This is a genomic window from Catenulispora subtropica (assembly GCF_039531675.1).
GTDB classification, from domain to species: Bacteria; Actinomycetota; Actinomycetes; order Streptomycetales; family Catenulisporaceae; genus Catenulispora; species Catenulispora subtropica.
Map to the genome: position 1 here is coordinate 55,720 of NZ_BAAAQM010000038.1, position 24,257 is coordinate 79,976.

The following is a 24,257-nucleotide window of genomic DNA, read 5'->3' on the forward strand; positions in this document are numbered from 1 at the left end:
GCGGGCCCCATGTCGACGACGACGAAGGTTCCGCAGACCCGGACGATGTCCGGCGAGGAGCTGTCCGCGGACGACGCGTGGCGCACTCTGCGCACCACCGGGACCGGGACGCTGCTGCGCGACGCGTTCGTGCGGCTGCGCTACGGCGACGGGTTCAGCCACGCGCGTGCCCTGGCGCTCCAGATGGCGCTCACCGCCATCCCCGGCCTGATCGCACTGGTGGGTCTGGCCCAGACCGCGCACGACGCCCGCTGGGGCCGCGCGCTGCAGGAGACCATCGAACGGGTCACTCCCCCGGCCAGCCGGCCCGCCGTGCACGAGGCGCTGCAAGGTGCGGGGAACGGCGGCCGCTCGGCGCTGTGGCTCGGCCTGGCGGCGGCGCTGCTGTCGCTGACCGTGGCGATGGGGCAGATCGAACGCGGCGCCAACCGCATATACGGCGTGCAGCGCGATCGGCCCTTCCCGGCCAAGTACGGCGGCGCGTTCCTGCGCGCCGTGCTGGCCGGTGTGCCGATCGCCTGCGGGCTGGCGCTGCTGGTGTTCGGCGAGTCGTTCGGGAGCGCGCTGGCCGAGGTCTACCGGTGGCCGCCGGGCCGGCTGCACGCGTGGGAGCCGGCCCGCTGGCCGGTCGGGGCGCTGTTGGCGCTGGTCTCGGCCGGAGTCCTGTTCCGCAAGGCGCCGCGCCGCCGCCAGCCCTCGGCCACCTGGCTGGTGTTCGGCGCGGGCGTCGCCCTGGTGGCCTGGACGGCGGTCACCGGCGTGCTGGCCTGGTATGTCGAGGGCAGCCAGTCCTTCGGCGCCACCTACGGCCCGCTGACCGCGGTGCTGGCGTTCCTGCTGTGGGCGAACCTGAGCGCGATCGCGCTGTTCTACGGCATCGCGTTCGCCGCGCAGCTGGAGAGCCGCCGGGCGGGGGTGGCCTCGCCGGTCACCTCCGATCCCGGCGCATGAGGCCGGGGCGGGCCGGGCAGGCTTCCAGGACCACGTGGTGGGCGAGCACCACGCACAGCACGCCGAGCAGCACCCCGGCGGCCACGTCGCTGGGGTGGTGCATGCCCCGGTACAGGCGGGAGAAGCCGACCGCGCAGGGCACCGTCAGCAGCGCCCAGACCGGCCACGGCGCGCCGTGGCGCCAAGCCACCAGCGCCACCGCCGCGTAGAGCGCCACCGACGCCGCCACGTGACCGGAGGGGAAGCTGGACGTGGGCGGTGCGGAGGCGTCCAGGTGCGGCACCGCCGGCCGCGGCCGTTCGATCACCAGCGTGGTCAGCAGGAAGACGCCGACCTCGCAGACCAGGGCGGTCGCGACGAACACCGCTTCGGACCACCGGTGGCTCAGGACCCTGATGGTGACGAAGGCCACGGCGCTCAGGAGGATCGCCGAAGGGGTGTCGGCCAGCGTGGAGAAGAAGCCCGAGACGCCGTTCAGGACATGGTTCCGGTGCAGGGCCAGGGCCCGGTTCACGCCGTCCTCGGATCGCAGCGGCCAGACGTGGGACAGCCGTCCGGTGACGAGCCAGCCGGCGGCGGCCAGGACGCTGAACACCACGGCCAGCCCCAGGACCAGGCGGATCCCGGCGTCGCGCGGGTCGCGCCGCTGCGCGAGCCCGGCGGTCGAGGCGGTCACTCCCCGCCCCCGGGACGGTCGGAGGGCAGGATCTCCTCGGGCTCCTCCGGCTCCACGCCCTCCGTGGCCGGCCGGGCCGGCCGCAGCCCGTGCTCGACGCGCCAGGTCTGGAACGCCGAGACCGTGGCCGCCAGCAGCGCGACGGCCAGCAGCCAGGCGCCGACCACGTCGGTGACCCAGTGCACGCCGAGCGCGACCCGGCTGTATCCGACCGCGAACACCACCACCGCCGCGACCGTCCACACCACGACGGTGCCGGCTCTGCCGACCAGCGGCAGCAGGAGCAGGACGAGGATCCCGCAGGCCAGAGCGGACGTGAGGGCGTGGCCGGAGGGGAACGACGCCCCGGGGGCGTGGGCGAACGGGTTCGGCAGATGCGGCCGGGCCCGGTCGACGAGGGTCTTCAGGCCGATGTCGAGCACGGCGCCGGCGACCATCGTCGAGGCGGCCCACAGCGCCAGGCGGCGCGCGCCGCGGATCCACAGGAACACCGCGACGACGGCGATCAGGACGCGGAAGGGCGTGGGGCCGCCCACCTCCGACACCCGGATCAGGGTCTTGATGACCAGCGGGTGGCCGGCCGCGTGGTCGTGCAGCGCGGTCGCCGTGCGCCGGTCGAGCTCGCGGAACGGGTCCCAGGCGCTCTCGACCGCGACCGCGATGAGGCCGGCCAGCGCGGCGGCCGGGACCGCGACGAACAGGGTCAGGCCCAGGCGCGCGCCGAACCGCTCGTGCACGCGGCGGCGCAGGGAGGCCCGGGCGGTCATCGCGGTCACCGGGCCGGACCGTCTGCGGGAAGTTCCTCGAACTCCTGCAGGGTCCGGGCCAGCCGCAGGCCGTCCGGGCCCTGCTCCAGCAGCGCCGCCGGGACCAGCCGCGTCGCCCCGCCCTCGTGCCGGGGACGGACCGCCACCTGGGCGGCGAAGCCGCCCGAGGGGTCCAAGTCGATCCGTTCCACCTCGCCGACGAAGCCCTCGTCCCCCTGGACGGCCGACCCGATGGCGATCTCGATGCGCTCCCGCATGTCCGGAACCTCCTTCTGGCTGCGCCGCGTCCCGGTATCCCGCACAGGCGCGGTCAAACCGGTTCGCCGCGGCCGATGCGGGCAGGCGGGCGGTCCGCCCTCGATCGAGGAGTTCGCATGAACACCACCGACACCGTCTCCGACCGGATCCTGCTCGTGCACCCGACCAGTGTCAGGGGCGACGTCCACGAACTGGCGCGGCGGCTGCGCGCCGACGCCATACGGTCCAGCACCGCCGCCGGCTCCGGGCACCCCACCTCCGGGATGTCGGCCGCGGACCTGATGGCGGTCCTGATGACGCGGCACCTGCGCTATGACTGGCACGATCCGGACGCCGGGGGGGGCAACGACCGCCTCATCTTCTCCAAGGGCCACGCCTCGCCGCTGCTGTACGCGATGTTCAAGGCGGCCGGCGTGGTCTCCGACGACGAGCTCGTGACGACCTACCGGCGGGCCGGCAGCCGCCTGCAGGGCCACCCGACGCCGGCCTTCATCCGAGCAGTTCGACGACCGACACCTCGCGCATCCCGGCCGCGCGCGCGGCCTCGGCCAACCGCTCCCGATCGGCGATCGCGCCCAGGGCGCGCGCCTTCGCCGCCGTCGCCCAGACCTCGCGCTCGCGGGTGACGAACTCGTTCAGTCCCTGGCCCCCGGGCCGGACCCGGCCCGCCGCCTGCCCGGCGGCCTCGAACAGTCCCGCCATCCACGCCGCGCCCACGATCTCCTCGGCCTCGCGGACGACTTCGTGCTCGACCACTTCGGCCAACAGCCGCCGGTAGGCGGCGCGCTTGGTCCGGAACCACGGGAATCTCATCATCGCTCCCTGACAGTCTCCTCGGGTGTGACCTCCGGTACCCAGCCGCGCGGTTCGCTAACACGACCGTTTACCCGTCGGGGGGTGCGGGCAGCAGGGCGGCTCAGGCATTGCGAGTGAACGAGCCGAGGAGCGAAGACAGATGACGAACATAGTCAGCGACGGACTCAACGCGGTCCAGGCCACCGGGCAGCGCGTACGGGGTGGGGTCGGCGCCGTGGTGCACGTGCCCGGACACAGCCACTCACCCACTCACGCCCACTCCCCCACTCACGCCCACGCCCACGCCCACGCCCACGCCTACGAACGAGAGCGTTCCGTCTGGCAGGCCCGGGTCATCGAACTGGTCGTCTCCGTCGCGGGGGCGCTGGCCGCCTTCGTCGTCAGCCGGTGGGTACGCGACCGCCTCCAGGCGCGCGGGAAGTGAGCGGAGATGGACGCGTGGGAAGCCGACGAAGGATCCGGCGGGGCCGCGGACCGCGAAGCCGTCCGCACCGCGGAGCAGACCGTGCACGATGCCTGGCTCGGACAGCTGTTGCTGGCCGAGGCCGAATCCGAGGCCACGATGGCCGCCTCCACCCGGGTCCGGCACCGGGTCGCCGAGCGCGTCCGCGACGCCCAGCGGTCCGGCGACCTGGTCTCCTTGGCGCGCTCGCAAGCCGAGCTGGAGCACGCCGACCGGGCCTGCGGCCGGGCCCTGGGCGAGTACGCCGAGGCCCGCGACCAGCTGGCCCGCGAACTGGCCGAGTGGACCGACGCCACCGCGGGCCGCGCCCGGCAGGCGTGGTGCGACCGGTCGAGCCCCCGGGGCCGATGAGCTCGTCCCCTTTCGGGGCCGCGGACCGGGATCCCGGAAAGCGCCGCGACGGCCCCGGTTCCGGAAGCCGGCCCGACGGCTGGGGAGACCGGCCGGGGGGCGCCGGGGCGCCGGACCCCGCCGTCGTCACGATCCGCATCCCGGCCGACCCGGAGTACGTCTCCATCCTGCGCGCGGCGTGCGGACAACTGGCGCCGCGCCTGGGCTGCACCCCGGCCGAGATCGCCGACCTGCGGCTGGCCGTGGACGAGGCGTGCGGCCTGCTGTTGCGCCACTGCGTCCGGCTGCGGCGCGGCACCGACGGGGACGGCCTGGCCGCGACGTTCGTCGCCGACGGCCCGGCCCTGTTCATCACGCTGAGCATGGAGGCCGACGCCTTCGTCACCCCCGACGCCGGCGAATTCGGGTGGACGATCCTGACCGCGCTGGTCGACGGATTCACCTGGCACGTCGACGGCTCGACCGTCCGCGTGGAGATCCGGAAGACACAAGCCGCGGGGAGGCAGGGATGAACACGCCCGTCGACGAACTACAAGCCGAGCGACTGCGGGAAGAACAGCCGCAAGACGATCGGGAGCGAGAGCGGGCCGAGGCGCGCGCCGCGTTGTCCCGCTTGTGCGCGATGCCCTCCGACCACCCCGAGCACGACGCGTTGCGCGAGCACGTCATCGGGGAGTACATGTCCTATGCGCGCTTCGTCGCCCGCCGCTTCCGGCAGCGCGGCGAGCCGGCGCAGGATCTGGACCAGGTCGCCTATCTGGGGCTGGTCAAGGCGGTCGACAACTTCGACCCCGATTACGGCACGACCTTCCTCACCTACGCCACCCCGATCATCTCCGGCGAGATCAAGCGTCATTTCCGCGACACGACGTGGGACCTGCACGTACCGCGCCGGATGCAGGAGCTGTCCGCGGCCGTGCGCGGCGCGCAGGAGGAGCTCACCCAGCGGCTCGGCACCGCGCCGAGCGCCGAGGACGTCGCGTTCTTCCTCGACCTGCCGCTGGACGAGGTCGTGGACGCCTACGAGGCCGTCGCCGCGTACCACACCGCCTCGCTGGACACGCCGGTGGCGCTCGCCGACGGCGACGGCGCCACCCTGGGCGACCTGCTCGGCGGCGAGGATCCGGGCATCGACCTGGTGGTGGACCGCGAGGCTCTCAAGCCGCTGCTGGAACAGCTGAGCGGCCGGGAGAAGCGCATCCTGCTGATGCGCTTCTTCCGGAACATGTCGCAGGCCGAGATCGGGGCCGAGCTCGGCGTCTCCCAGATGCAGGTGTCCCGGCTGCTGTCGCAGATCCTGGGGCGGTTGCGGCAGCGGCTGGGCGTCCCGGGCTGAGCCGCCGAGCCGCGGCCGGGCGTCGCGGCGGGCCGGTCAGCCGGCCTGGATCCGTTCCAGCAGACCGGACACGGGCACGGTCGCGAACTCCACGCCCATGTCGCCGAAGCCGTAGGGGATGACCAGCGTGTCCTGATGCTTCATCGGCCCGCAGGAGTAGACGACGTTCGGGACGTAGCCGTCGCGCTCGTCCGGCGAGGCGATGAGCAGCGGCTCCTTCAGGGCGCCGACGACCCGGGACGGGTCGTCCAGGTCGAGCAGCAGCGCGCCGAGGGCGTAGACGCGCATCGGGCCCACGCCGTGCGTGAGGACCAGCCAGCCCTGGTCGGTCTCCACCGGCGACCCGCAGTTGCCGACCTGCATCAGGTCCCAGGTGTGCGACGGCACCTCCAGGGCGCGCGCCTCGGGCCAGATCCGGCCGTCCTTCGAGGTGGCCAGCGAGTTGGTCTCCCGGTCCCAGCGGGACAGGGCGGCGTACCGGCCGTCGATCTTGCGCGGGAACAGCGCCAGGCCCTTGTTGCCCACCGCCTTGCCGAACAGCTGCGACATCCGGAAGGCGCGGAAGTCGTCGGTCTCCAGCAGCTGGGTGCGGGTCTCCGAGCCGTCGTAGGCGGTGTAGGTGGCGCGATAGGCCGCCGTTCCGTCGGCGTCGGCGTCGGCGACCCGGACGAACCGCGCGTCCTCGATACCGTGCCGCTCGGTCGGGGAGGTGGGCCACAGTACGTGCTCGGAGATGTCGGTGTCGCCGGGGAACTGGACGCGGTACTGGCAGGCGATGAACCAGTGGACGCGGGACAGCGTCTGGAACGTCCGCTCCAGGACCAGCAGCTCGGGGCTCAGGGAGCCCAGCAGCTGCTCCAGCTCCGCTTCCGTGAAGTCTTCGGGGAGGTGGTGCAGGAGGAAGGCGAGGATCTCGTCGTCCTCGTAGGGACGGTTCAGGGCCTGGGCGAGCTGAGTCCGGCTGTAGGTCGCGGTGTGCAGGTGGCCGGTGCCGGCATACGGCGAGGGCCGGTCGACGGCCAGCTCACCGCCGGGCCGGACGATGCCGGTGCGGAACTCGACGCAGGAGAGGTGTCCCTCGCCGATGGCGCGGGCGCTCATCAGGAACCTGAGCTCGCCGTCGTCCAGGCCGCTCTGGTCGGGGTGGGGCACCATCGAGGGGTTGGTGAGGGCCGCGCCCTCGATCGCGTACTCGTGGGTGAAGTGGGCACCGATCAGCAGCTCGCGCAGTTCGGTGATCTCGCCGTCGGCGGGGATGCGGTGCGCCACCACTCGGAAGTTGTCCGCGAAGATCTGCTCCAGCCCGCGGTGCCGGTTGCCGAACCCGCTCAGCACCCGCTCGTAGGCGGCCGCGACGTCGTCCTCGTCGAGCTTCAGGATCCGGCGCACGACCGCGGCCGCGCGCGAGCTCATCTCCGGCGGGTGCGCCCCGGGCACGAACAGCCGGGCGACGACCCGGCTGGGGTCGCGGTCGAGCCGCAGCCGGCGCCGCGTGACCAGTTCGTCGACCGCTATCCCGCTGGTCGGAGTGCGCGTGAGCGCCGGCGCCGCCTCGGAAACCGTCATCATCATCTCCTCGCTGCCGAAAGACCTCCGTTTAGCCCTGCCCGACGCTCCTAAACGGCCGCGGCGGCGTTTGACGCCCCGCCCGCACGGTCACACGGCACACCATGAGCGACAACGGCACGGACAGCACCATCGACCCGGAGAACTACGACGCCGCGGAGGAGCTGGACCAGCTCGAGGCCCAGGACTCGCAGGTCGGCGGGGCCGACCCGCTGGAGACCGGGTATTCGCCGCCCGAGCGGCCGCTCGGGATGCGCGAGGAGCTCACCCTGGACGAGCGCCTGGCCGAGGAGGTCCCCGACCCGGACGCCGACCCCGGCCCCGACCAGGCCGGGGACGCGATCGGCGACCTGGCCGGCGGCACCGGCGAGCCGGTGGACGACCAGGTCGGGGGCGCACGGTCCGGGCGGCTGGTGGCCCCGGACGAGGGCGCGCACGCCGACCTGGAGAAGGACCTGGTGGCGCAGGACGTCGGGATCGACGGCGGCGCCGCGTCGGCCGAGGAGGCGGCCGTCCACGTGGTGAACGAGGACGACCTGGCCGGCGCGGAGGAGTTCGAGGAGGCCGCGCGCGCCGAGGTGCACGACGAGTCGGAAGCCACCTGAGGCGGCCTTCGACCCGCACCGCTTCCATCCGATGGACGAAGCGGGTTCGATCGTCGGGGTCCTGGGGAACACGACCCGGCACTTCCTCACCCGGCCGGACGGCGCGAGGGCGCACTCCACGCCGTCGCCGCCCACTGTTCCCACCGCGGCTGCCGCCTGGGGTTCAACGAGGTGGAGCGCACGTGGGAGTGCCCGTGCCACGGCTCCCGCTTCGACGTCTTCGGCGCCGTGCTGGACGGCCCGGCGCTGCGGGCGCTGCCCCGGAGGACGGTCCACGACGCTCCGGGCAAGGGAGAGGGAGGCAGCGTCTGATGAGGCTCGGCCTGCGCCGCACGAGCTTCACGCTCTCCAGCGGTCGCGCGGTGCTGGGCATCGGCGCAGCCTGGAACAAGGAGGAGGCGCAAGGGCTCGGCCTGTCGTTCCCTTCGAGGTCCGAGCGCTACGAGATGCTGGAGGAGGTCCTGCGCATCGCGCGGCGGATGGGGACCGTCTCGGCGTCCCCGCCGAACGACTCACGAAGGTGGTGACCACTGATGACCACGGCGCTGATCACTGAGAACCCGGTGATCCACGATCTCTACGATCTCCCGGCACCGGTCCTGACCGCGTACCTGAACTCGCCGTTCCCCGGTCCCGGGGTCGACGACACCGCCCTGCGCCGCAAGGCCCTGCTCGGCGAGCTGCGATCCGCCCATGCGACACCGGACGCCCTGGAGGCGATGGACGGCGTGCTGAGCTCGCTGGAGCCGGGCGAGGCGCCGGCGGCGGCGTTCGTCGGCGGGGACGGCCGGGTCCGGCTGTTCTCGCTGCCCGGCGCCCGGGTCGGGGACCAGGGGTACGTCGCGGCGGTGCCGCACGTGCTGCCGTTCCTGGAGTGGCGCCAGCAGCATCCGGCGTTCGCCGTGGTGATGCTCGACCGGACCGGCGCCGAGCTGGTCGTACATCCGGCTGGCGCCGGGCGGCCGGTGCGCGCCACCGTCGCCGGGCCCGACGACGTGATCGAGCGCAACGCCCCCGGCGGCTGGTCGCAGGGCCGGTACCAGAACCGCGCCGAGGACTCGTGGCAGCACAACGCCGGCCGGGCCGCCGAGGCCGTGGGCGAGGCGCTGAAGGCGGCGCAGGCGAGACTGCTGATCGTCGGCGGCGACGTCCGCGCCCAGCAGTACTTCCTGGACCAGCTGCCGGGCGGCGTCCGCGAGGTCGCGATCAAGAGCATCTCCGGCGGCCGCGGTCCGGACGGTTCCGAACAGCACCGCGCCGAGGTCGTCGAGGCCCTGGTGCAGGAGCACGTGAACGACGAGAACCGGAGTCTGCTGGACCGGGTGCGGAACCAGTCCGCCCCCGGCGGCCTGGGCGTGCTGGGCCCCGCCGCGACCATCCACGCGCTGTCCCGGGCCCAGGTCCGGGTCCTGCTGCTCAGCCGGCGCGAGGCGGGCACCGGGGAGACGGAGCCCACGACCGCGTGGTTCGGCCCGCGGCCCACGGACGTCTCCGAGCACCGCAACGGTGTGCTCGTGCCGGACGGCAACCCCAGCCACGGGCCGCTGCAGGAGGTGCTGGCCCGCGCCGCCGTGCTCACCGACGCGGACATCCGGATCCTGCCTCCGAACTGGGCCGACGAGGCGTCCCGCGGCATCGGGGCGCTGTGCCGGTTCGCCGTGTCCTGAGCGTCCGGAAAGCGGTGCGGGGAGGGCGGGGCGCCGCCCGGCGTCCGGCGCCCCGGCCCCAGCGACTTGTCGAGGCCGAGGAAATTATCCCCTTTCTGGTTATAAGCACCATCAACGGGTATATAACCAGTGGACCCGCGTGGCGAGCGAGGGAGCATCGGGCGAGCGGGACTCGAGAGATTTCGATCGAGTCTGCATCGGCCGTGCTGAGAGGCTGGAAGGCTGAGAGGCTGGAAAGCGACCTCCACTACCTGAATCCGGGTAATACCGGCGAAGGGAGCCCACCTCGCGGGTTCCTTCGCGTCCAGTTCCGGGGAGAGCCCCATGAAGACGCAGGCAGCCACCGAAGCAGTAGCCGTCGACGTGCCGCAGGTCGGTACGCTGGGTGCCGACTTGGCCGTGGTCGCCGAACACGCCCCGTTGGTGGTGTTCGCCCACGGTTCCGGCAGCAGCCGCCACAGCCCTCGCAACCGCGCGGTCGCCGCCCGCCTGCAGCGCGACGGGATCAGCACCTTGCTGCTCGACCTGCTCACTCCGGCCGAGGACGAGGCGGAGGCGCGCGGCGGGCGGTTGCGCTTCGACGTGCAGATGCTGGCCGAACGGCTGATCGCGGCCGTGGAGTGGATCGAACGGCGTCCGACGCCGGATCCGCGGTCCATCGGCTACTTCGGCGCGAGCACCGGGGCCGCCGCGGCGCTGATCGCCGCGGCCGAGCAGGGCGACCGCATCGCGTCCGTGGTCTCGCGGGGTGGCCGGCCCGACCTGGCCGACGCCGCGCTGCCGCGGGTGACGGCGCCCACGCTGCTGATCGTCGGCGACCTCGACGTCGAGGTGCTGGCGCTGAACCAGCTCGCGCTGGAGCGGATGCGGTGCGAGAAGCGGCTGACGCTGGTGGAGGGAGCCACCCACCTGTTCTCCGAGCCGGGGGCTTTGACGCAGGTGGCGGACCTCGCGGCCGACTGGTTCAGCCAGCATGGCTGACACGATGACGACGATGAGCGCCTGGGTCGTGCGCGAACCGGGCCCGATCGAGGACGGGCCGCTGGAGTGGGTCGCCAAGCCGGTCCCCACAGCAGGCGCGGGTGAGTTGCTGGTGCGGGTGGCCGCCTGCGGTGTGTGCCGTACCGATCTGCACGTCGCCGAGGGCGATCTGCCGGTGCGGCGCGAGCGGGTCACCCCCGGGCACGAGGTGGTCGCTACGGTGGCGGCGCTCGGGCCGGGCACGGAGGACGCCGGATTCGCGATCGGCGACCGGGTCGGCGTGGCCTGGCTGCGCAGCACCTGCGGACAGTGCCGGTTCTGCCGGCGCGGCGCGGAGAACCTCTGCCCTGATTCGCACTACACCGGATGGGACGCCGACGGCGGCTACGCCGAGTACGCCACCGTGCCCGCCGCTTTCGCGCACCGTCTCCCCTCCGGCTACAGCGACGCCGAGCTGGCGCCGCTGCTGTGTGCGGGCATCATCGGCTACCGCGCCCTGGAGCGCGCGGCGGTGCCGGAGGGCGGCCGGCTCGGCATCTACGGCTTCGGCGGCAGCGCCCACCTGGCCGCGCAGGTCGCCCTGGCCCGCGGCGCGACGGTCCACGTCATGACCCGCGGCGAGCAGGCGCGGCAGCTGGCGCTGAACCTGGGGGCCGCCTCCGCATCGGGCGCGTTCGACGTCCCGCCGGAGAAGCTGGACGCGGCCATCCTGTTCGCCCCGGTCGGCGAGCTGGTCCCGGTGGCGCTGCGCGCCCTGGACCGCGGCGGCGTCCTCGCGATCGCCGGGATCCACCTCAGCGACGTCCCCCCGCTGGTCTACGAGACCGACCTGTTCTACGAACGCGAGGTCCGCAGCGTCACGGCCAACACCCGCACCGACGCCGAGGCCTTCCTGGGCTTCGCCGCCGAGCACCGCCTCCAGGTGACGACCCACGAGTACCCGCTCCCCCACGCCCAGCAGGCCCTCCAGGACCTGAAGGCGGGACGGTTCGACGGCGCGGCCGTGCTGATCGCCGACGCCGCGGGCACCGCCGCCACCTGACTGGCCGCAACCACGGTTGGCACCCCGCGGAACAAGGCATGACCAGGCCATGAGCAGCACCAACACTGTGATTCTCGAAGGCGGGCCGGCCGAGCTGGCCGGCCGGACCGCGACGGTCGCGACGCTCGGCGACGACCTGAAGATCAAGTTCGGCAACGGCTACGAACACTTCCGGGCCACAGCCCGCCGCACGGAGACGCCCCACGGCTTGCTGCTGGTCTACGAGTGGTGGGAGCGGACGGAGATGACGGCGTAGCCAGGCTGGACGAGGATGACGCGCCGTGGCGGGGTGCACTCCTCGCTCACCGGCCGGCCGCAGCTCTGTCAAGCCGTCACGGAATCGGCACGTCGTGCACCAGGCCGGCGATCGACCGCGTCTTCTCGGTGAGTTCGTCGTCCTTGAGAGGCCGGACCGTCGTGAAATGGCGGCCGACGGGGCAGTACTGCAGCCGCACGATTCCGAACCGGAGGGACTTCAGCGACGCGCCCGGGATCCAGATCGTGGTGAACAGGTGGCCGTCGCGGCAGCGGACGATCGTCTTGAGTCCGACGCCGTAGCCGCGCCGGCGCATGACGACGGTTTCGGCAGCGATCGCCGCGAGGACGAGGGCTGTCGTGAGCAATACGCGCTTCCGGCGGCCGGTGGCGTGCGCTCGGGGTTCGTCAGACATCTGTCCAGTATGCGCTTCGGACCTGCGGCGGATGCCGAGGCGCGCGCGTCCCCGGTGGGCCGATCAGGTGACGTCGCGCGGCCGGGCTCAGACCCGCTCGCGCGGCGGGCACGCCTTCTGCGGCGTCCTGGCGACCGCACCGATCGCCGGGGCGACGGCGAGCCACAGCGCGATGGTCACCACCATCGCCGTGTCGTAGCCGAAGGCGTTGACACCGATGTCGGAGTGCACCGCGCCCACGATGAGCATCAGCAGCCAGGCGCTGACGAAGAACATCGGCCCCGCGGCCACGAGGCGGAAGAAACTGCCCATGATCGTTGCCTCCACTCGGCCCCTCGGGCTGTTCACCTTTTCACCACCACGCTAAGCCTGGCGTGTCGCAGCCGCGAGCTCGGTGACCACCGTCCGGAGGGCTTCGGCTTCGGCTGCGCCGAGTGCTCGATGCGAGCGCTCGACAACGGTCGAGGGGCGATCGATGTTCCTCAATGGCATCTGTGCTTGCCGTGGCCCTTTCCGCCGTGATCCTCCTGGCAATTCGTCGATGCGGTGAGGACCTGGTCGGCGGGCCGTACCCGGGTGGTCGGCCGGACGGCGTCGTGCGTGGAACCGGGCGCGGTGGCGGTCGGGGGCGGGGTCGAGGCCGAGGTCGAGGTGGGCGTCTCAGGCTGCTGCGGACCGGCTGCTCCCGCGCCGGGTCCGGCGGGCGCCGGGACCTTACCGCCGTTCGAGGAGCCGAAGGCGAGCCAGTTCGTGCCGGCGCCGACTCCGAAGACCGCGACGGCGGCGAGGGCGGCTGCGCCGGCCATGAGGCGGCGGGAGGTCTCGCGCGGAGCCGCGGGCACGGCTGAGGCGGCAGGGACCAGGCCCTCAGGCAGATCGAACAAGACCGGAGTGAGCTCCATCGTGTCGTCGGACGCGGTGACCTCCGGAATCTCGTCCTCACCGGCGTCCAGCAGCGACGCCGCCTCCTCCGCCGTCGGGCGCACCGCCGGGTTCCTCGCGGTCAGCGCCCGCAGCACCGTCAGCCACCCCGGACCGAGCCTCGCGGGGATCTCCGGCGGCCGCAGCGCGTTGGCGGCGGCCCGTTCGATCGGCGTGCCGCGATACGTGCGTTCCCCGGTCAGGGCCTCCAGCAGCACCAGGCCGAGCGCGTAGACGTCGGCGACCGGCGGCACCGCGAGCCCCTCGGCCTGCTCCGGAGCCAGGTAGCCCGCGGTGCCGACCACACAGTCGGTGGCGGTGAGCGCCGGGCCGTCCTCGGCGTGCGCGAAGCCGAAGTCCGCCAGGTAGGGCGTCCCGTCGTCGTCGAGCAGCACGTTGCCGGGCTTGACGTCGCGGTGGACGATCCCGCGCGCGTGGACGTGGGCCAGCGCCCCGGCCAGCGCCTTCCCGATCCGCTTGACCTCGCGGGGCGGGACGGGCCCGCTGGCCGTCAGCCGCGCCAGCGTCGTGCCGCGGACCAGCGGCATCACGATGAACCGGCGGCCGTCGCCGTCCCGGCCGGTGTCGTACAGCGGCAGCAGATGCGGGTGGACCAGGGAGGTCAGGATCCTGATCTCCTCGCTGAACCGCTCGGACCGGCCGTCCCCGGGATCGGCCGTGTGGAAGACCTTCACGGCCACCTCGCGCTCGAGCACCGTGTCGGACGCCTCGTAGACGCACGCCGTCGCGCCTTCTCCCACGAGCCGCCCCAGAACGTAGCGCTCCGTGACCTCCATCAGCCGCCCCTCTCCACGATGCCCGGAGGCGCCGCTGTACCCGGCGGGCCGCACACCATGCACGGAAACCTCCATGTTTGCCACCCCGAACCCCGGGGCACGAGAGGCCGAGCCCACGACCTCGTGGAGGAAACGCATGAACAAGACCTTGTTGAACGGGAAACGAATCGCCTTCCTCTTCACGGACGGCGTCGAGCAATCCGAGCTCACCGAGCCCCTCAAGGCCGTGAAGGCGGCCGGCGGCACGGCTACGCTGATATCGACGAAGGTGCACGAAGTCCAGATGATGCAGCACCACGACAAGGGCGACCGGATCCAGGCCGAGACCGCCGCCGGCGCGGTCGACGCCGCGGATTTCGACGGCCTGGTGATCCCCGGGGGCGTGGCGAACCCCGACCGGCTGCGCACCGACCCCGCGAGCGTCCGCTTCGTCCGGGCCTTCTTCCAGGCGGACAAGCCGGTCGGGGTGATCTGCCACGGCCCCTGGATGCTGGCCGAGGCGGACGTGCTCCGGGGTCGCACGGTCACCTCGTGGCCCAGCCTGCGCACCGACCTCGAGAACGCCGGCGCCACCTGGGTGGACAAGGAGGTCTGCGTCGACGGCGGCCTGGTCACCAGCCGCAACCCGGACGATCTGCCGGCGTTCTGCTCCGAGATCGTCGAGAAGTTCTCCGACGGCGCAGCACCGTGAGCGAGAAGGTGAACCATGTCTTGCGAGAAACAACTCAATGCTCTGCGACGTGCCGAGCAAGCGCTCGCGGACTACCGGCGGCAACGCCCCGGGAGCGACACCCCGGAGGAGAAGGAGCATCTCGCCGAACTGACAGCCGCCCTGCGGGAGAAGCAGGAGGCCTACAACTGGTGCCGCGGCCAGGGCACTCCCCAGTCCGGCATCGAGTCGCTGATGCGCGACGAGTTCGGCAAGCCGCTCGGCGGCGGCGCCGGACCGCCGATGTAGGACCGGCGGGAGAGGGCGACCGAGATGGCACCGGACCGAACGGCGGGCTCCGGCGCGGGTGCGGAACCCTACGTTCCCTCCTCGCGGAGCCTGAAGACGCTCAGCACGGCGGCCGAGGAGTGCCAGGGCTGCGAGCTGTACCGGAACGCGACGCAGACCGTGTTCGGCAGCGGCTCGCGGCAGGCGCGGATCCTGCTGCTCGGCGAGCAGCCCGGCGATCAGGAGGATCGTGAGGGCCTTCCGTTCATCGGCCCGGCCGGGCGGGTCCTGGACCGGGCGCTGGCGCGGGTCGGCATCGAGGAACCGGACGTCTATCGCACGAACGCCGTCAAGCACTTCCGCTGGAAACCCGCGCCCGGCGGCGGCAAGCGCCGCATCCATCAGCCCCCGACCCAGGAGCAGATCTCCGCGTGCCGTCCGTGGCTGCTCGCCGAGCTCGACGCGGTCCGCCCGGACGTGATCGTGGTGCTGGGCGGGAGCGCGGGCAAGAGCCTGTTCGGCTCGGCGTTCCGGGTCGGCGAGGCCCGCGGGACGGTGCGGACGTGGTCGGGGATCCACGTGGTGGTGACCATCCACCCCTCGGCGGTGCTGCGTGCGGACGACCGGGAGGGCGCGTTCGAAGGGTTCGTCGCGGATCTGCGTACGGCAGCGGAGGTGATGAAGTGACTTCGCAACGCGTCGAGGAACTCCTCGCCGACAACGGCGCGACCTACGCCCACGAAGCGGGCATCCGTTTGGAGGACAAGCCGAGCCCGCTGTATCAGCTGCTCGTTCTCAGCACCCTGCTGTCGACGCGCATCTCCGCGCACATCGCGGTCGCCGCGGCGCGGGAGGTGTTCGAAGCGGGATGGCGCACGCCGCGGGCGATCGCGGACGCGTCGCGGGACGACCTGGTCGAGGCGCTGGGGCGCGCGCACTACAGGCGGTACGACGAGAGCACCTCCACCGCCCTCGGCGAAGGTGCGCACCTGCTGATCGAGCGGTGGCACGGCGACCTGCGACGTCTCCGCGAGGAAGCCGACGGCGACCCGCAGCGCATCCGGCGGCTGCTGCAGGAGTTCCCGCGCATCGGCCCCGTCGGCGCGGACATCTTCTGCCGGGAGGCGCAGGGGCTGTGGAAGGAACTGCGGCCGAGCTTCGACAAGCGCGCCCGCGACGGTGCTGAGAAGTACGGGCTGCCGAAGGATCCGAAGAAGCTCGCAGCCCTGGTCCCGTCGGACGAACTGCCGCAGCTGGCCGCGGCGCTGGTTCGCAGCACTCTCCAGGAGAGCCGGACGTGAGCTCTCGTCCGGCCCTCAGCGAGCGTCGACCGGCTCGGCCGACGGTCGCCAATCCCGCCTGAGCAGCCCGAAGACCCACGAGTCGGAGACCTCGCCGTTGACGACACAGTCTTCCCGCAAGGTCCCCTCACGCAGGAAGCCGAGCTTCTCCAGCACGCGGGCGGACGCCCCGTTGCGCGTATCGGTCTCAGCCTGGACGCGATTCAGGTCCAGCGTGTCGAACGCCCACCGCAAGAGGGCACGTGCCGCCTCGGTCGCGTAGCCCTGGCCCCACACCGCGTCGTCGAAGCAATAGCCCAGCGCGGCGCTGCGGAAGTCCGGATTCCACCTGGCCAGGGTGCACCAGCCGATGAACGCCCCGTCGGAGACCCGCTCCACGGCCAGCCGCGCCCCGGTGCCCTCCGTCTCCATCTCTCGGCAGCGGGTGATGAACTTCTCGGCGCGCGCGCGTTCGGTCCACGGCGGACCGTCCCAGTAGCGCAGCACGTAGGCGTTGCTCTGCAGGGCGAAGAGGTCATCCGCATCCGCGTCTTCGAAGGCTCGCAGTCGAAGGCGGGCAGTGGGCAACGAGGGGGTGGGCAGTGACATCCTCGTGCTCCCTCCGGGGTCGGTGGCCGTTCCATCAAACATCCGATCCCCGATCACTCGCCAACGGGTTTCCCGTCAGGTCACTGCCCGCTCGGATACGTCTCCTGCTCGGCGCCGGGTTGCGGAGGCTCGTCGACGGCCAGCGGATGCACCGCCTCGGTGGTGTCGAAGTAGCACAACGCGTCGTAGCGGCGCCCCATCACCGTCGGCACCCAGTTGCCGAAGCGTTCGTGCTGCGGGCGGTAGACCACGCCGATGGCGCGGTGGCCGCGTGGACGGGTCAGCCACGGCGAATCGCCCGCGGGCGGGAACACCGCCAGGGACGGCTCGCCGAGCGCGTCGTGCAGCAGCTGCTCGTGGCTGCCCTCCGGGGCGTCGGGGACCGGGAGCACGCGCGGAGTGGCGCCCCAGGAGTCGGCGGCCATGACGGTGCCGCGGTGGCCGGCCATGCCGACGGCGACGACGGCCGCGTCGCCGTGGCGTTCGCGGACCAGCTGGCCGACGTTGACCATGCCGCGGTCGGCCATCGGGGTCGCGCGGGCGTCGCCGACGTGGGTGTTGTGCTCCCAGACGATCGCTTTGGCCGAGGGGCCGCGGTGGGCGAGCAGGCGGTCCAGGGTGTCGGCCATGTGGTGGTCGCGGATGTTCCAGGACTCGGAGTCGGCGCGCAGCATCGCGCGGTAGTAGCGGGCGGCGCCGGCCATGACCTCGGCGTTCTGGCGGGCGTCCAGGGCCGCCTCGGGGTCGCGCGGGTCCGCGCCCTCCGCGTCGGCGGCGCGGCGGATGCCGGTCAGCAGCGCGACCACCTCGTCCTCGCAGGTCGTCGGGACCATCCTGGTGGCGTAGGCGTAGGCGTTCGGATCGCCGTTGTACGGTTCGAAGCACGTCCAGGCGCGCTGCGCGTTGCGCAGCAGGTCGGGGTACCGGTCCATGACGTAGCCGACGACGATCCCCATCGACTCCCACAGCGAGTAGACGTCGAGGCCGTAGAAGCCGACGCCGGCGCCGGTGGCGGCGTTGTGCTCGCGCAGCCAGCCCACGAAGTCCGCGACCTCCTCGTTCGCCCACATCCACCGCGGCCAGCAGTCGAACTCGCCGAGCACGTCGCGCGCGGTCCGGTCGGGCTCGGCGCGGTCCGCGGCCCAGCGGTGGATCCGGAAGCAGTCCGGCCAGTCGCCTTCCACCGCGACGAAGGAGAAGCCGTGCTCCGCGATCAGCCGCCGCGACAGCTCGGCGCGCCAGCGGTAGTACTCGGCGGTGCCGTGCGAGGCCTCGCCGATCAGCACGATGCGCGCGTCCGCGATCCGGTCCAGCAGCGGGTCGAAGTCGTCGGCGGTGCGCAGCGGACGGGCCAGGGCCCTGATCCCGGCCACGGCCTCGGGCAGGCCGCTCGTCGCGGCGGTCATCGGGGCCCGGCCCCGGAACCCGCGGCCGCCAGCAGGTCGAGGACCTCGCCGTCGCCGACCTGCTGGAAGTCGTCGTACCAGGCGCCGATCGCGCCGAGCCGCGGCGGCGCCGTCAGGCACACGACCGCGTCGGCCACGCCGGCCAGCCGCGAGCGGGTGCTCGGCGCGCCGACCGGCACCGCGATCACCAGCCGCCGAGGGCCCGCCGCGCGCACCGCCAGCGCGGCCGCCTCCATGGTGACGCCGGTGGCCAGGCCGTCGTCGATCAGGATCACGTCGCGGCCGGCGAGCTCCGGCAGGGGACGGCCGCCGCGATAGACCTCCACCCGGCGCCGCACCTCCTCGCGCTCGCGCGCGGCCAGCTCACCCAGCTTGTGCGGGTCGAACCCGAGCTGTGCGGCGGCGTCGCCGACCACCATCTCCTCGAGGTTCTCGGCGACCGCGCCGATCCCGAACTCCTCGTCGCCGGGCATCCCGACCTTGCGGGCGACGAACACCTCGACCGGCACCCCGAGCCGGCCGGCGACCGGCACCGCCACCGGCACGCCGCCGCGTGGAAGCGCCAGGACGACGGGGTCGTGCCACTCGATCTCGGCCAAGCGGTCGGCCAGAAGCCGGCCGGCCTCGGCACGGTCCCGGAAACGGCGATCCACGTTCATGATCATCTCCAGCGTCGGTCCGCGCGCTCGATCCCGCGCACCCGCCGCCTAGCTGTGCCCCCTCATGCGCCGAACATGCGCGCATGCCGCGGCCCGGACGGGGTACGCGGGCGCCTCGGTCACCGCGAGTGTGAAGAGGGTGAAACGCGATGTCGGAGCAGCTGCCGTTCCTGCTGCGGGAACAGGCTTGGGACCGTTTCAACGAATACCGGGACGAGCACGCACCGGGCTCCGCCGAAGACCCCACGGCGGAGGAGGACCGGCTCGCGCCCGGGCCGGGACAGGTGCTGCAGGAATACCGACGGCTTCGCCACGCTGCCGAGATCGCTGAGCGGACGTACCAGCGGGCCGAGGCGGATGAGGTGGAAGAGGTGGAAGAGGTGGAAGAGACGCAGGATGGGGGTTCGGCGAGGCGACGTGCAGGTAGTGCAGCAACTGGCCGTCGACCTCGGTCGTCCCCTGCGGCAGCGCGTTGAGCCGTGCCTCATGACGGCGCCAGTCGTAGCCGTCAGCCCAGTAGGCGACCAGGTCGCGCAGGTGATCCCGGGCGACGCCCAAGTCCCACCCCACGTCGGCCGCCGGGCCCGTGCGTTCAGCAGCCCCGATGTGAAGCCCGATGTGATCGCCGGTGTGAGCCCCCGTGGCGGCGACGGCGCACCGCGACAGCCGTCGCGGCCGCCACGATCGCCGTCGACCCCACCAGGGCCAGGCGGACCGGCTGCGACGTCTTGTCCTTCACCTGCCCGGCGGTCGCTGCCGCCGACCGCCGCGCGAAGCCGGCCGCGGCACCCGCCGTCCGCCCGGCCCGCGATGCGAGCGCGGCCGCGGCGATCTCCGCGTCCACGACCCGCTCCCGCGCCAGCTGCCTGACGTCGGTCTTGTCCTGGAGCGCCGTGACGGTCTCCGTCAGCTCGCGGCGGTCCTCGGCGATCTGCTCGCGCAGCTGCTCGACGGTCATGGGACGCCCCGCACCGTTCCGCTCGGGGTCCGTGCTCATCGCCGTCCGCCTTCCTTGATCGCGTCCACGTCCGCCTTGAGGCTCTCCACGCTCTCCTGCATCGGCGGCGTGGCGCTGTCCATCTGTCGCTTGCCGAGCCGCGCCATGACCGCGGCGGTCAGGCCCACGGCCGCGGCCGCGACCAAGGCGGCCACCCACACCGGCAGGGCGAGCGCCAGCAGGGCGATCAGCGCGGCGACGAGCGCCTGCAGGGCCACGAAGGCCATCACGCCCGCGCCGCCGAGCAGACCGCCGCCGAAGCCCAGGTTGCGGCGCTGCTCGGCCATCTCGGCCTGGGCCAGGCGGACCTCGTCGCGGGCGAGCTGCCCGAACTGCTGGGCGGCCTGGGACAGCAGGGTCGCGACGGACGCGTCGGCAGAGGTGTGGCGCCGCTCGTCGATGCTCATCGTCGTCTCCGTTCCTCGGCACGGCAGCCCCCGCATAACCGGCGTGGCCACGGTCAAAACGTCGGGTTTGGCACCCGGCGACGAGGGCAGCAGAAGGCTTCCGGCGCCGGCCGGGAGCCGGCGCCCGCACTGAGGAAGGACGCAGCATGAGTGACGTGACCACGTCCGTCGACGTCCGGGTTCCGGTCCGGACCGCCTACAACCAGTGGACGCAGTTCGCATCGTTCCCGGAATTCATGACGGGGGTGGTGGCCGTCCAGCAGCTCGACGACCGCCGCACGCACTGGGTGACGGAGGTGGCCGGCGCGCGCCGGGAGTTCGACGCGGAGATCGTCGAGCAGCTTCCCGACCAGCGGATCGCGTGGCGCAGTACGGACGGCGACGTGCGGCACAGCGGCACCGTCACGTTCGAGGCCCTGGCCGAGGAGCGGACCCGGGTCACCGTCGACCTGGGGTGGCAGCCGCAGGGGCTGATGGAGAAGGCCGGCGGCCTGATCGGCGCCGACCGCCTCCAGATCAAGGCCGACCTGGAACGCTTCCGGCGGTTCATCGAGGCGCGCGGCAGTGAGACCGGGCAGTGGCGCGGTGAGATTCCCGAGACGGCCGGTTCGGCACCGGCGCGGGCAGCGGTGCCGACGGAACCTGCGATGCCGGCGGAACCTGCGATGCCGAGGGAATCGGCGGAATCGGCGGCGTCGACCGCATCAGCGGGCTCCGCACCCGACGTCGTCGACATCCTGACGAGCCAGCACCAGCAGGTGAAGGACCTCCTGGACCGGACGTCGGCCGCCGAAGGGCCGGAGAAGCAGCTGCTGTTCGCCGAGCTGGTGGACCTGTTGAAGACCCATGAGAAGGGCGAGCAGCGCGTGGTGCACCCGGTGACGCGCAACAGCGTCGAAGGCGGCAGCCAGATGGCCAACGCCCGCCTCGGCGAGGAGCAGCGGGCCGATCAGCTGATCGCCGAGGTCGAGGACCTGAGCATGAACGGCTACGAGTTCGACGCCTGGTTCGAGGAGCTGCGCTCGGCCGTGCTGGCCCACGCCGAGCACGAGGAGCGCGAGGAGTTCCCGAGGCTGCGGCGCGACCTGGACCCGGCGCGGTTGCGGACGATGGCCGAGGAACTGGTCGCGGTGCAGACCGCGAAGAACTGAGAGCCGCCTCGGCCGGCGGCCGCGTCCGGGCTCTGAGGTCCGGAGGAAGGGGCGGCGCCGCCGGGTTCCCGGCGGCGCCGCCCATCCGGCACTTCTCAGTGCCCTGACTCGACGCCCTCACGGAGCCGGCTCAGGATCTGCGTCAGCAGCCGTGACACCTGCATCTGCGAGACGCCGAGCTCGGCGCCGATCTGCGCCTGGGACATGTTGCGGAAGAACCGCATCAGCAGGATCCGCTTGTCCCGCGCGCCGAGTTCCGCGAGCAGCGGTCTGAGCGCCTCGCGGTCGACGATCTTGTCGAAGCCGGGGTCGTCGTCGCCGAGGAGCTCGCCCAGGGTGGCGCCGTCGCCGTCGGCCATGGCCACGGGCACGTCCAGGGACGCGGCGTCGTGGGCCGCGGCCGCCTCGTAGGCCTCGGCGATCTCGTCGGGTGAGCGGTCCAGGTGGCGGGCGAGGTCGGCGGCGGTCGGCGGGGTGCCGTCGCGCTGGGTCAGCTCCGCCTCGGCGGCGCGGACGAGGGTGGACAGTTCCTGCATGCTGCGCGGGACGTGGAGGTCCCACGTGGTGTCGCGGAAGTGGCGCTTGATCTCGCCGGCGATCATCGGGGTGGCGTAGGTGAGGAAGGTCGTGCCGTACTCGGGGTCGTAGTTGTCGACCGCCTTGACCAGGCCCAGGTAGGCCACCTGTTCCAGATCGGACAGCGACTCGCCGCGGAGCTGGAACTTGCCGGCGAGGTAGCGGGCGTAGGACATGTACTCGCCGATGACGTGTTCGCGCAGGTCGGCGTACTCGGCGTCGTCGGGTGGCAGAGCTTTGAGACGGAGCAGCGCCTCGCGGGCGGCGGCCCGTTCGCGGGCCCGGTCGCCCGGCTCGACGGACGCGTCCATGGATCACCTCCCCGGCGTTCGGCGCTTCACGATCTCGACGTGCACGGTCGGACCGTCGACGCGCCACAGGAAGTCGTCGACCAGCGCGGTCAGGATCGTCCAGCCGAACTCGTCGGTCTCGGGCCGGACGGCGTCGCGGGCCTGCAGGCTCAGCACGACGCGCAGGGCCTCGCCGTCGAGCACGAACCGGCACTCCAGGTCGCCGCCGCCGTCGGGGACCGGGTCCTGGACGGTGTGCCGCAGCAGCAGGCCGCAGGCCTCGTCCAACGCCAGGCGCAGATCGGAGACCTCCGCCAGGGTGCACCCGAGCTTGGTGCCGACGTGCGCGGAGGCGGACCGGATGATGGCCAGGTAGTCGGGGTGGGCCGGCACACGGATCAGGACCGTGTCCGTCTCCGGCCGGGTGGCCGGCACCGTCTGTGCCGTGGGTGGTTCAGGATCCATGGTCGCTCCCCGGTCGTCGTGGGTCACCTACGTGGGCACACCTATGAAGCATAAAACACGAGAAAAAATTCATGCATCAGTTGACAGACTTGGCGGGCATACCGAAAGCTGGACCCCGCATCGCACGGCACCCACGGGCTAGGAGCCGACATGGAGTTCTCTTGTACCTCACAGCAGACCGGTGGACTCCTGGTGTACACAGTCACCGGGGACGTGGACCTCGCAGCCCACGCCCGGTTCCAGACCGACGTGGACGCCGCGTGGCCGTCGGCGCCCACGGACGTGGTCTTCGACCTCTCCGGGGTCACGTTCCTGGACTCGATGGGCCTGCGGGTGCTGGTGCAGACCATGCAGCGGGCCTCCCACCAGAACTGCGGGTTCGCGCTCGCCGCGCCGTCCGAACCGGTGCTGCGGGTCCTGGAGCTGGCCGGTGTCACGAGCCTGTTCTCGGTGGTCGGGCCGCTGCCGGACGGCGAGCCTGATCCGGACCCGGTGAGCTGAGGGTCTGGACGGCGGCGGCCTGGGGCCGGGGAACGCCGCCCGGCTCGGCGGCATCCCGTTCCGGGAACACCACCTCCTCCAGGATCAGCCCGACCGCGGTGGCGGCCGGCACCGCGACCAGCGCGCCGACGATGCCCAGCAGCGTGCCGCCGGCCAGCACGGCGAGCATCGTGGCCGCCGGGTGGATGCGCACCACGTACTTCATCGTCAGCGGGTTGACCAGATGGTCCTCGGCGAAGCGGAACACCGTGTAGTAGACGGCCGTCGCGGCCGCCACCGGGACCGAGACGGCCAGCGCCACCAGGCTGACCACGATCCCGCCGACGGTGGAGCCGATGATCGGGACCAGGTCCATGATGGCGACGAACATCCCCAGCAGCGCCGGATACGGGATGCCGAAGGGCCACGCCCACGCGAACGTCGCCAGCCCGGCCAGCACCGAGGTCGCGACGTTCGCCAGCATGTAGCGGCCGACCTGCGTCATGATCCGGTCGGTGAGGTCCCCCACGGTCTCCCGCCGCGGCGCGCGCACGAACCGCAGGGCGAACCGCTTGATCACCGGCATGCCGGTGAGCAGATAGATGGTCAGGGTGCTGACGGCCAGGAGGCCCGCGACCGCGCCCACCAGCCGCCGTCCCATGCCCAGCACGCCGGAGAACAGCGCCGAACCCGCGTCCGGCCCGGAGAAGTGCTGCTTCACCTTCTCCAGGACCTGGTAGCGGTCCTCCAGCCGACCCAGGGCCGAGTGGTGGTCGTGCAGCTGCTGGATCCACACCGGCACAGCCTTCACCAGCGCGTCGATCTCGGTGGTCACCGGCGGCACCGCGAGCGCGACGAACACCGCCACCACGCCGAGCATCCCCGCCACGACCACTGCCACGGCCACGCCCCGTCGCGCGCCGAGCCGCACCAGCGCCGCCACCGCGGGCTCCAAGCTGACGGCGATGAACAGGGACAGCAGGGCGAGCAGGAGAACCTGCTCGGCTCCGAGCAGCGCCTGGGCGAGTCCGTAAGCGAGGAGGAGCCCGATGCCGAGCCCGAATCCTGTCCGGACCCAGGAACCGCCTGGGGATGACGCGTTCCCGCGGATCCGGGAAGGCTCTGGCATACA

The 24,257-nt window shown here is 72.5% G+C and carries 34 protein-coding genes and 2 pseudogenes; 19 read left to right on the plus strand and 17 right to left on the minus strand.

Going from position 1 to position 24,257, the window contains the following annotated elements; translation table 11 throughout:
• The first annotated feature begins 9 nt into the window (after window positions 1-9).
• Entirely contained in the window at window positions 10-951 is a 942-nt protein-coding gene (locus ABD466_RS28315) for a YihY/virulence factor BrkB family protein (protein ID WP_344660239.1), read from the plus strand.
• Here ABD466_RS28315 and ABD466_RS28320 read toward each other — a convergent pair.
• Genes ABD466_RS28320 through ABD466_RS28330 form a run of 3 tightly spaced genes read right to left on the minus strand, consistent with a single transcriptional unit; the run spans window position 929 to window position 2,651 of the window.
• On the minus strand, window positions 929-1,627 hold the full coding sequence (locus tag ABD466_RS28320; protein ID WP_344660240.1) for a phosphatase PAP2 family protein: 699 nt from the start codon (window positions 1,625-1,627) through the stop codon (window positions 929-931). The genes ABD466_RS28315 and ABD466_RS28320 overlap by 23 nt on opposite strands.
• Window positions 1,624-2,394 (minus strand): phosphatase PAP2 family protein, encoded by a 771-nt coding sequence (locus ABD466_RS28325; RefSeq protein WP_344660287.1) that lies wholly within the window; start codon window positions 2,392-2,394, stop codon window positions 1,624-1,626. The genes ABD466_RS28320 and ABD466_RS28325 overlap by 4 nt, the downstream gene beginning before the upstream one ends.
• 5 nt (window positions 2,395-2,399) lie before the next feature.
• A complete protein-coding gene (locus ABD466_RS28330) occupies window positions 2,400-2,651 on the minus strand; it encodes a hypothetical protein (RefSeq protein WP_344660241.1) in 252 nt (83 codons plus the stop codon).
• A gap of 117 nt (window positions 2,652-2,768) precedes the next feature.
• Here ABD466_RS28330 and ABD466_RS28335 point away from each other — a divergent pair.
• Window positions 2,769-3,137, plus strand: a pseudogene (locus tag ABD466_RS28335) (transketolase); the annotation flags it as partial.
• Window positions 3,138-3,141: 4 nt separating this feature from the next.
• Here ABD466_RS28335 and ABD466_RS28340 read toward each other — a convergent pair.
• Window positions 3,142-3,468, minus strand: a complete 327-nt coding sequence (locus ABD466_RS28340; RefSeq protein ID WP_344660290.1) for a hypothetical protein — start codon at window positions 3,466-3,468, stop codon at window positions 3,142-3,144.
• Between the two features lie 139 nt (window positions 3,469-3,607).
• Between ABD466_RS28340 and ABD466_RS28345 the strand changes: the two genes are divergently transcribed.
• The 4 genes from ABD466_RS28345 to ABD466_RS28360 are packed head-to-tail and all read left to right on the plus strand — an operon-like array spanning window position 3,608 to window position 5,618.
• Window positions 3,608-3,892, plus strand: a complete 285-nt coding sequence (locus tag ABD466_RS28345) for a hypothetical protein (RefSeq protein ID WP_344660242.1) — start codon at window positions 3,608-3,610, stop codon at window positions 3,890-3,892.
• A 6-nt stretch (window positions 3,893-3,898) separates the two neighbouring features.
• The gene (locus tag ABD466_RS28350; RefSeq protein WP_344660243.1) at window positions 3,899-4,282 is read left to right on the plus strand and encodes a hypothetical protein; all 384 of its coding nucleotides are present in this window, start codon (window positions 3,899-3,901) and stop codon (window positions 4,280-4,282) included.
• Window positions 4,279-4,794 carry an ATP-binding protein gene (locus ABD466_RS28355; RefSeq protein WP_344660244.1) on the plus strand — a complete coding sequence of 172 codons (516 nt, stop codon included), beginning with the start codon at window positions 4,279-4,281 and terminating at the stop codon, window positions 4,792-4,794. The genes ABD466_RS28350 and ABD466_RS28355 overlap by 4 nt, the downstream gene beginning before the upstream one ends.
• Window positions 4,791-5,618: a SigB/SigF/SigG family RNA polymerase sigma factor gene (locus tag ABD466_RS28360; RefSeq protein ID WP_344660245.1), complete on the plus strand. Its 828-nt coding sequence runs from the start codon at window positions 4,791-4,793 to the stop codon at window positions 5,616-5,618. The genes ABD466_RS28355 and ABD466_RS28360 overlap by 4 nt, the downstream gene beginning before the upstream one ends.
• 36 nt (window positions 5,619-5,654) lie before the next feature.
• Here the strand turns inward: ABD466_RS28360 and ABD466_RS28365 are convergent, their stop codons facing one another.
• Window positions 5,655-7,184, minus strand: coding sequence for a glycoside hydrolase family 130 protein (locus tag ABD466_RS28365; protein ID WP_344660246.1), 1,530 nt, complete (start codon window positions 7,182-7,184; stop codon window positions 5,655-5,657).
• Window positions 7,185-7,288: 104 nt separating this feature from the next.
• Here ABD466_RS28365 and ABD466_RS28370 point away from each other — a divergent pair, with 104 nt between their 5' ends.
• The 7 genes and pseudogenes from ABD466_RS28370 (at window position 7,289) to ABD466_RS28400 (ending at window position 11,735) form a co-directional block, all read left to right on the plus strand.
• Entirely contained in the window at window positions 7,289-7,789 is a 501-nt protein-coding gene (locus tag ABD466_RS28370) for a DUF5709 domain-containing protein (protein WP_344660247.1), read from the plus strand.
• A gap of 114 nt (window positions 7,790-7,903) precedes the next feature.
• Window positions 7,904-8,101, plus strand: a pseudogene (locus ABD466_RS28375) (Rieske 2Fe-2S domain-containing protein); the annotation flags it as partial.
• The gene (locus ABD466_RS28380; protein ID WP_344660248.1) at window positions 8,101-8,316 is read left to right on the plus strand and encodes an LLM class oxidoreductase; all 216 of its coding nucleotides are present in this window, start codon (window positions 8,101-8,103) and stop codon (window positions 8,314-8,316) included. The pseudogene ABD466_RS28375 and the gene ABD466_RS28380, both read left to right, overlap by 1 nt.
• Before the next feature lie 6 nt (window positions 8,317-8,322).
• Complete coding sequence (locus tag ABD466_RS28385; protein WP_344660249.1) at window positions 8,323-9,456, plus strand: baeRF2 domain-containing protein; 1,134 nt, start codon at window positions 8,323-8,325, stop codon at window positions 9,454-9,456.
• Window positions 9,457-9,780: 324 nt separating this feature from the next.
• Window positions 9,781-10,437 (plus strand): dienelactone hydrolase family protein, encoded by a 657-nt coding sequence (locus ABD466_RS28390; protein WP_344660250.1) that lies wholly within the window; start codon window positions 9,781-9,783, stop codon window positions 10,435-10,437.
• A gap of 13 nt (window positions 10,438-10,450) precedes the next feature.
• Window positions 10,451-11,479 carry a zinc-binding alcohol dehydrogenase family protein gene (locus tag ABD466_RS28395; protein WP_344660288.1) on the plus strand — a complete coding sequence of 343 codons (1,029 nt, stop codon included), beginning with the start codon at window positions 10,451-10,453 and terminating at the stop codon, window positions 11,477-11,479.
• Between the two features lie 49 nt (window positions 11,480-11,528).
• Window positions 11,529-11,735 carry a DUF5988 family protein gene (locus ABD466_RS28400; protein ID WP_344660251.1) on the plus strand — a complete coding sequence of 69 codons (207 nt, stop codon included), beginning with the start codon at window positions 11,529-11,531 and terminating at the stop codon, window positions 11,733-11,735.
• Window positions 11,736-11,811: 76 nt separating this feature from the next.
• On the opposite strand, the gene ABD466_RS28405 is transcribed toward ABD466_RS28400, so the two are convergent.
• The 3 genes from ABD466_RS28405 to ABD466_RS28415 all read right to left on the minus strand — a co-directional run bounded on the left by ABD466_RS28405 (window position 11,812) and on the right by ABD466_RS28415 (window position 13,943).
• On the minus strand, window positions 11,812-12,150 hold the full coding sequence (locus ABD466_RS28405) for a hypothetical protein (protein WP_344660252.1): 339 nt from the start codon (window positions 12,148-12,150) through the stop codon (window positions 11,812-11,814).
• Between the two features lie 87 nt (window positions 12,151-12,237).
• Window positions 12,238-12,462 (minus strand): hypothetical protein, encoded by a 225-nt coding sequence (locus tag ABD466_RS28410; RefSeq protein ID WP_344660253.1) that lies wholly within the window; start codon window positions 12,460-12,462, stop codon window positions 12,238-12,240.
• A 170-nt stretch (window positions 12,463-12,632) separates the two neighbouring features.
• Complete coding sequence (locus ABD466_RS28415) at window positions 12,633-13,943, minus strand: serine/threonine-protein kinase (RefSeq protein WP_344660254.1); 1,311 nt, start codon at window positions 13,941-13,943, stop codon at window positions 12,633-12,635.
• A 61-nt stretch (window positions 13,944-14,004) separates the two neighbouring features.
• Between ABD466_RS28415 and ABD466_RS28420 the strand changes: the two genes are divergently transcribed.
• The 4 genes from ABD466_RS28420 to ABD466_RS28435 are packed head-to-tail and all read left to right on the plus strand — an operon-like array spanning window position 14,005 to window position 16,106.
• Window positions 14,005-14,559, plus strand: coding sequence for a type 1 glutamine amidotransferase domain-containing protein (locus tag ABD466_RS28420; protein WP_344660255.1), 555 nt, complete (start codon window positions 14,005-14,007; stop codon window positions 14,557-14,559).
• Window positions 14,560-14,574: 15 nt separating this feature from the next.
• Entirely contained in the window at window positions 14,575-14,826 is a 252-nt protein-coding gene (locus ABD466_RS28425; RefSeq protein WP_344660256.1) for a hypothetical protein, read from the plus strand.
• Between the two features lie 24 nt (window positions 14,827-14,850).
• Window positions 14,851-15,492 carry a UdgX family uracil-DNA binding protein gene (locus ABD466_RS28430; RefSeq protein WP_344660257.1) on the plus strand — a complete coding sequence of 214 codons (642 nt, stop codon included), beginning with the start codon at window positions 14,851-14,853 and terminating at the stop codon, window positions 15,490-15,492.
• Window positions 15,489-16,106 carry an HhH-GDP family DNA glycosylase gene (locus tag ABD466_RS28435; RefSeq protein WP_344660258.1) on the plus strand — a complete coding sequence of 206 codons (618 nt, stop codon included), beginning with the start codon at window positions 15,489-15,491 and terminating at the stop codon, window positions 16,104-16,106. Before ABD466_RS28430 ends, ABD466_RS28435 begins: the two co-directional genes overlap by 4 nt.
• Window positions 16,107-16,121: 15 nt before the next feature.
• On the opposite strand, the gene ABD466_RS28440 is transcribed toward ABD466_RS28435, so the two are convergent.
• From ABD466_RS28440 to ABD466_RS28470, 6 genes are all read right to left on the minus strand, one after another.
• Window positions 16,122-16,694, minus strand: a complete 573-nt coding sequence (locus tag ABD466_RS28440; RefSeq protein ID WP_344660259.1) for a GNAT family N-acetyltransferase — start codon at window positions 16,692-16,694, stop codon at window positions 16,122-16,124.
• Window positions 16,695-16,774: 80 nt separating this feature from the next.
• Entirely contained in the window at window positions 16,775-18,100 is a 1,326-nt protein-coding gene (locus tag ABD466_RS28445; RefSeq protein ID WP_344660260.1) for an erythromycin esterase family protein, read from the minus strand.
• A complete protein-coding gene (locus ABD466_RS28450) occupies window positions 18,097-18,759 on the minus strand; it encodes a phosphoribosyltransferase (RefSeq protein ID WP_344660261.1) in 663 nt (220 codons plus the stop codon). The genes ABD466_RS28445 and ABD466_RS28450 overlap by 4 nt, the downstream gene beginning before the upstream one ends.
• A gap of 198 nt (window positions 18,760-18,957) precedes the next feature.
• Window positions 18,958-19,329, minus strand: coding sequence for an epoxide hydrolase N-terminal domain-containing protein (locus ABD466_RS44505; RefSeq protein WP_425558763.1), 372 nt, complete (start codon window positions 19,327-19,329; stop codon window positions 18,958-18,960).
• A 22-nt stretch (window positions 19,330-19,351) separates the two neighbouring features.
• Complete coding sequence (locus ABD466_RS28465) at window positions 19,352-19,756, minus strand: DUF3618 domain-containing protein (protein ID WP_344660262.1); 405 nt, start codon at window positions 19,754-19,756, stop codon at window positions 19,352-19,354.
• Window positions 19,753-20,163: a phage holin family protein gene (locus ABD466_RS28470; protein ID WP_344660263.1), complete on the minus strand. Its 411-nt coding sequence runs from the start codon at window positions 20,161-20,163 to the stop codon at window positions 19,753-19,755. Before ABD466_RS28470 ends, ABD466_RS28465 begins: the two co-directional genes overlap by 4 nt.
• A gap of 146 nt (window positions 20,164-20,309) precedes the next feature.
• Between ABD466_RS28470 and ABD466_RS28475 the strand changes: the two genes are divergently transcribed.
• Complete coding sequence (locus ABD466_RS28475) at window positions 20,310-21,314, plus strand: SRPBCC family protein (RefSeq protein ID WP_344660264.1); 1,005 nt, start codon at window positions 20,310-20,312, stop codon at window positions 21,312-21,314.
• 95 nt (window positions 21,315-21,409) lie between these two features.
• On the opposite strand, the gene ABD466_RS28480 is transcribed toward ABD466_RS28475, so the two are convergent.
• Together ABD466_RS28480 and ABD466_RS28485 are read right to left on the minus strand one after the other, a co-directional pair.
• Window positions 21,410-22,201 carry a SigB/SigF/SigG family RNA polymerase sigma factor gene (locus ABD466_RS28480; RefSeq protein ID WP_344660265.1) on the minus strand — a complete coding sequence of 264 codons (792 nt, stop codon included), beginning with the start codon at window positions 22,199-22,201 and terminating at the stop codon, window positions 21,410-21,412.
• A gap of 3 nt (window positions 22,202-22,204) precedes the next feature.
• The gene (locus ABD466_RS28485; RefSeq protein WP_344660266.1) at window positions 22,205-22,645 is read right to left on the minus strand and encodes an ATP-binding protein; all 441 of its coding nucleotides are present in this window, start codon (window positions 22,643-22,645) and stop codon (window positions 22,205-22,207) included.
• Between the two features lie 150 nt (window positions 22,646-22,795).
• Between ABD466_RS28485 and ABD466_RS28490 the strand changes: the two genes are divergently transcribed.
• Entirely contained in the window at window positions 22,796-23,146 is a 351-nt protein-coding gene (locus ABD466_RS28490) for an STAS domain-containing protein (protein ID WP_344660267.1), read from the plus strand.
• Here the strand turns inward: ABD466_RS28490 and ABD466_RS28495 are convergent.
• Complete coding sequence (locus tag ABD466_RS28495; RefSeq protein ID WP_344660268.1) at window positions 23,079-24,254, minus strand: AI-2E family transporter; 1,176 nt, start codon at window positions 24,252-24,254, stop codon at window positions 23,079-23,081. The two genes, ABD466_RS28490 and ABD466_RS28495, sit on opposite strands and share 68 nt — an antisense overlap.
• Window positions 24,255-24,257 lie beyond the last annotated feature (3 nt).

What these genes read in the sequence shown, in the direction of transcription:
- ABD466_RS28315 (WP_344660239.1), top strand. Translation starts at nt 10, where the DNA reads ATGTCGACGACGACGAAGGTTCCGCAGACCCGGACGATGTCCGGCGAG.
- ABD466_RS28325 (WP_344660287.1), bottom strand. Translation starts at nt 2,394, where the DNA reads ATGACCGCCCGGGCCTCCCTGCGCCGCCGCGTGCACGAGCGGTTCGGC.
- ABD466_RS28330 (WP_344660241.1), bottom strand. Translation starts at nt 2,651, where the DNA reads ATGCGGGAGCGCATCGAGATCGCCATCGGGTCGGCCGTCCAGGGGGAC.
- ABD466_RS28340 (WP_344660290.1), bottom strand. Translation starts at nt 3,468, where the DNA reads ATGATGAGATTCCCGTGGTTCCGGACCAAGCGCGCCGCCTACCGGCGG.
- ABD466_RS28345 (WP_344660242.1), top strand. Translation starts at nt 3,608, where the DNA reads ATGACGAACATAGTCAGCGACGGACTCAACGCGGTCCAGGCCACCGGG.
- ABD466_RS28350 (WP_344660243.1), top strand. Translation starts at nt 3,899, where the DNA reads ATGGACGCGTGGGAAGCCGACGAAGGATCCGGCGGGGCCGCGGACCGC.
- ABD466_RS28355 (WP_344660244.1), top strand. Translation starts at nt 4,279, where the DNA reads ATGAGCTCGTCCCCTTTCGGGGCCGCGGACCGGGATCCCGGAAAGCGC.
- ABD466_RS28360 (WP_344660245.1), top strand. Translation starts at nt 4,791, where the DNA reads ATGAACACGCCCGTCGACGAACTACAAGCCGAGCGACTGCGGGAAGAA.
- ABD466_RS28365 (WP_344660246.1), bottom strand. Translation starts at nt 7,184, where the DNA reads ATGACGGTTTCCGAGGCGGCGCCGGCGCTCACGCGCACTCCGACCAGC.
- ABD466_RS28370 (WP_344660247.1), top strand. Translation starts at nt 7,289, where the DNA reads ATGAGCGACAACGGCACGGACAGCACCATCGACCCGGAGAACTACGAC.
- ABD466_RS28380 (WP_344660248.1), top strand. Translation starts at nt 8,101, where the DNA reads ATGAGGCTCGGCCTGCGCCGCACGAGCTTCACGCTCTCCAGCGGTCGC.
- ABD466_RS28385 (WP_344660249.1), top strand. Translation starts at nt 8,323, where the DNA reads ATGACCACGGCGCTGATCACTGAGAACCCGGTGATCCACGATCTCTAC.
- ABD466_RS28390 (WP_344660250.1), top strand. Translation starts at nt 9,781, where the DNA reads ATGAAGACGCAGGCAGCCACCGAAGCAGTAGCCGTCGACGTGCCGCAG.
- ABD466_RS28395 (WP_344660288.1), top strand. Translation starts at nt 10,451, where the DNA reads ATGAGCGCCTGGGTCGTGCGCGAACCGGGCCCGATCGAGGACGGGCCG.
- ABD466_RS28400 (WP_344660251.1), top strand. Translation starts at nt 11,529, where the DNA reads ATGAGCAGCACCAACACTGTGATTCTCGAAGGCGGGCCGGCCGAGCTG.
- ABD466_RS28405 (WP_344660252.1), bottom strand. Translation starts at nt 12,150, where the DNA reads ATGTCTGACGAACCCCGAGCGCACGCCACCGGCCGCCGGAAGCGCGTA.
- ABD466_RS28410 (WP_344660253.1), bottom strand. Translation starts at nt 12,462, where the DNA reads ATGGGCAGTTTCTTCCGCCTCGTGGCCGCGGGGCCGATGTTCTTCGTC.
- ABD466_RS28415 (WP_344660254.1), bottom strand. Translation starts at nt 13,943, where the DNA reads ATGGAGGTTTCCGTGCATGGTGTGCGGCCCGCCGGGTACAGCGGCGCC.
- ABD466_RS28420 (WP_344660255.1), top strand. Translation starts at nt 14,005, where the DNA reads ATGAACAAGACCTTGTTGAACGGGAAACGAATCGCCTTCCTCTTCACG.
- ABD466_RS28425 (WP_344660256.1), top strand. Translation starts at nt 14,575, where the DNA reads ATGTCTTGCGAGAAACAACTCAATGCTCTGCGACGTGCCGAGCAAGCG.
- ABD466_RS28430 (WP_344660257.1), top strand. Translation starts at nt 14,851, where the DNA reads ATGGCACCGGACCGAACGGCGGGCTCCGGCGCGGGTGCGGAACCCTAC.
- ABD466_RS28440 (WP_344660259.1), bottom strand. Translation starts at nt 16,694, where the DNA reads ATGTCACTGCCCACCCCCTCGTTGCCCACTGCCCGCCTTCGACTGCGA.
- ABD466_RS28445 (WP_344660260.1), bottom strand. Translation starts at nt 18,100, where the DNA reads ATGACCGCCGCGACGAGCGGCCTGCCCGAGGCCGTGGCCGGGATCAGG.
- ABD466_RS28450 (WP_344660261.1), bottom strand. Translation starts at nt 18,759, where the DNA reads ATGAACGTGGATCGCCGTTTCCGGGACCGTGCCGAGGCCGGCCGGCTT.
- ABD466_RS28465 (WP_344660262.1), bottom strand. Translation starts at nt 19,756, where the DNA reads ATGAGCACGGACCCCGAGCGGAACGGTGCGGGGCGTCCCATGACCGTC.
- ABD466_RS28470 (WP_344660263.1), bottom strand. Translation starts at nt 20,163, where the DNA reads ATGAGCATCGACGAGCGGCGCCACACCTCTGCCGACGCGTCCGTCGCG.
- ABD466_RS28475 (WP_344660264.1), top strand. Translation starts at nt 20,310, where the DNA reads ATGAGTGACGTGACCACGTCCGTCGACGTCCGGGTTCCGGTCCGGACC.
- ABD466_RS28480 (WP_344660265.1), bottom strand. Translation starts at nt 22,201, where the DNA reads ATGGACGCGTCCGTCGAGCCGGGCGACCGGGCCCGCGAACGGGCCGCC.
- ABD466_RS28485 (WP_344660266.1), bottom strand. Translation starts at nt 22,645, where the DNA reads ATGGATCCTGAACCACCCACGGCACAGACGGTGCCGGCCACCCGGCCG.
- ABD466_RS28490 (WP_344660267.1), top strand. Translation starts at nt 22,796, where the DNA reads ATGGAGTTCTCTTGTACCTCACAGCAGACCGGTGGACTCCTGGTGTAC.
- ABD466_RS28495 (WP_344660268.1), bottom strand. Translation starts at nt 24,254, where the DNA reads ATGCCAGAGCCTTCCCGGATCCGCGGGAACGCGTCATCCCCAGGCGGT.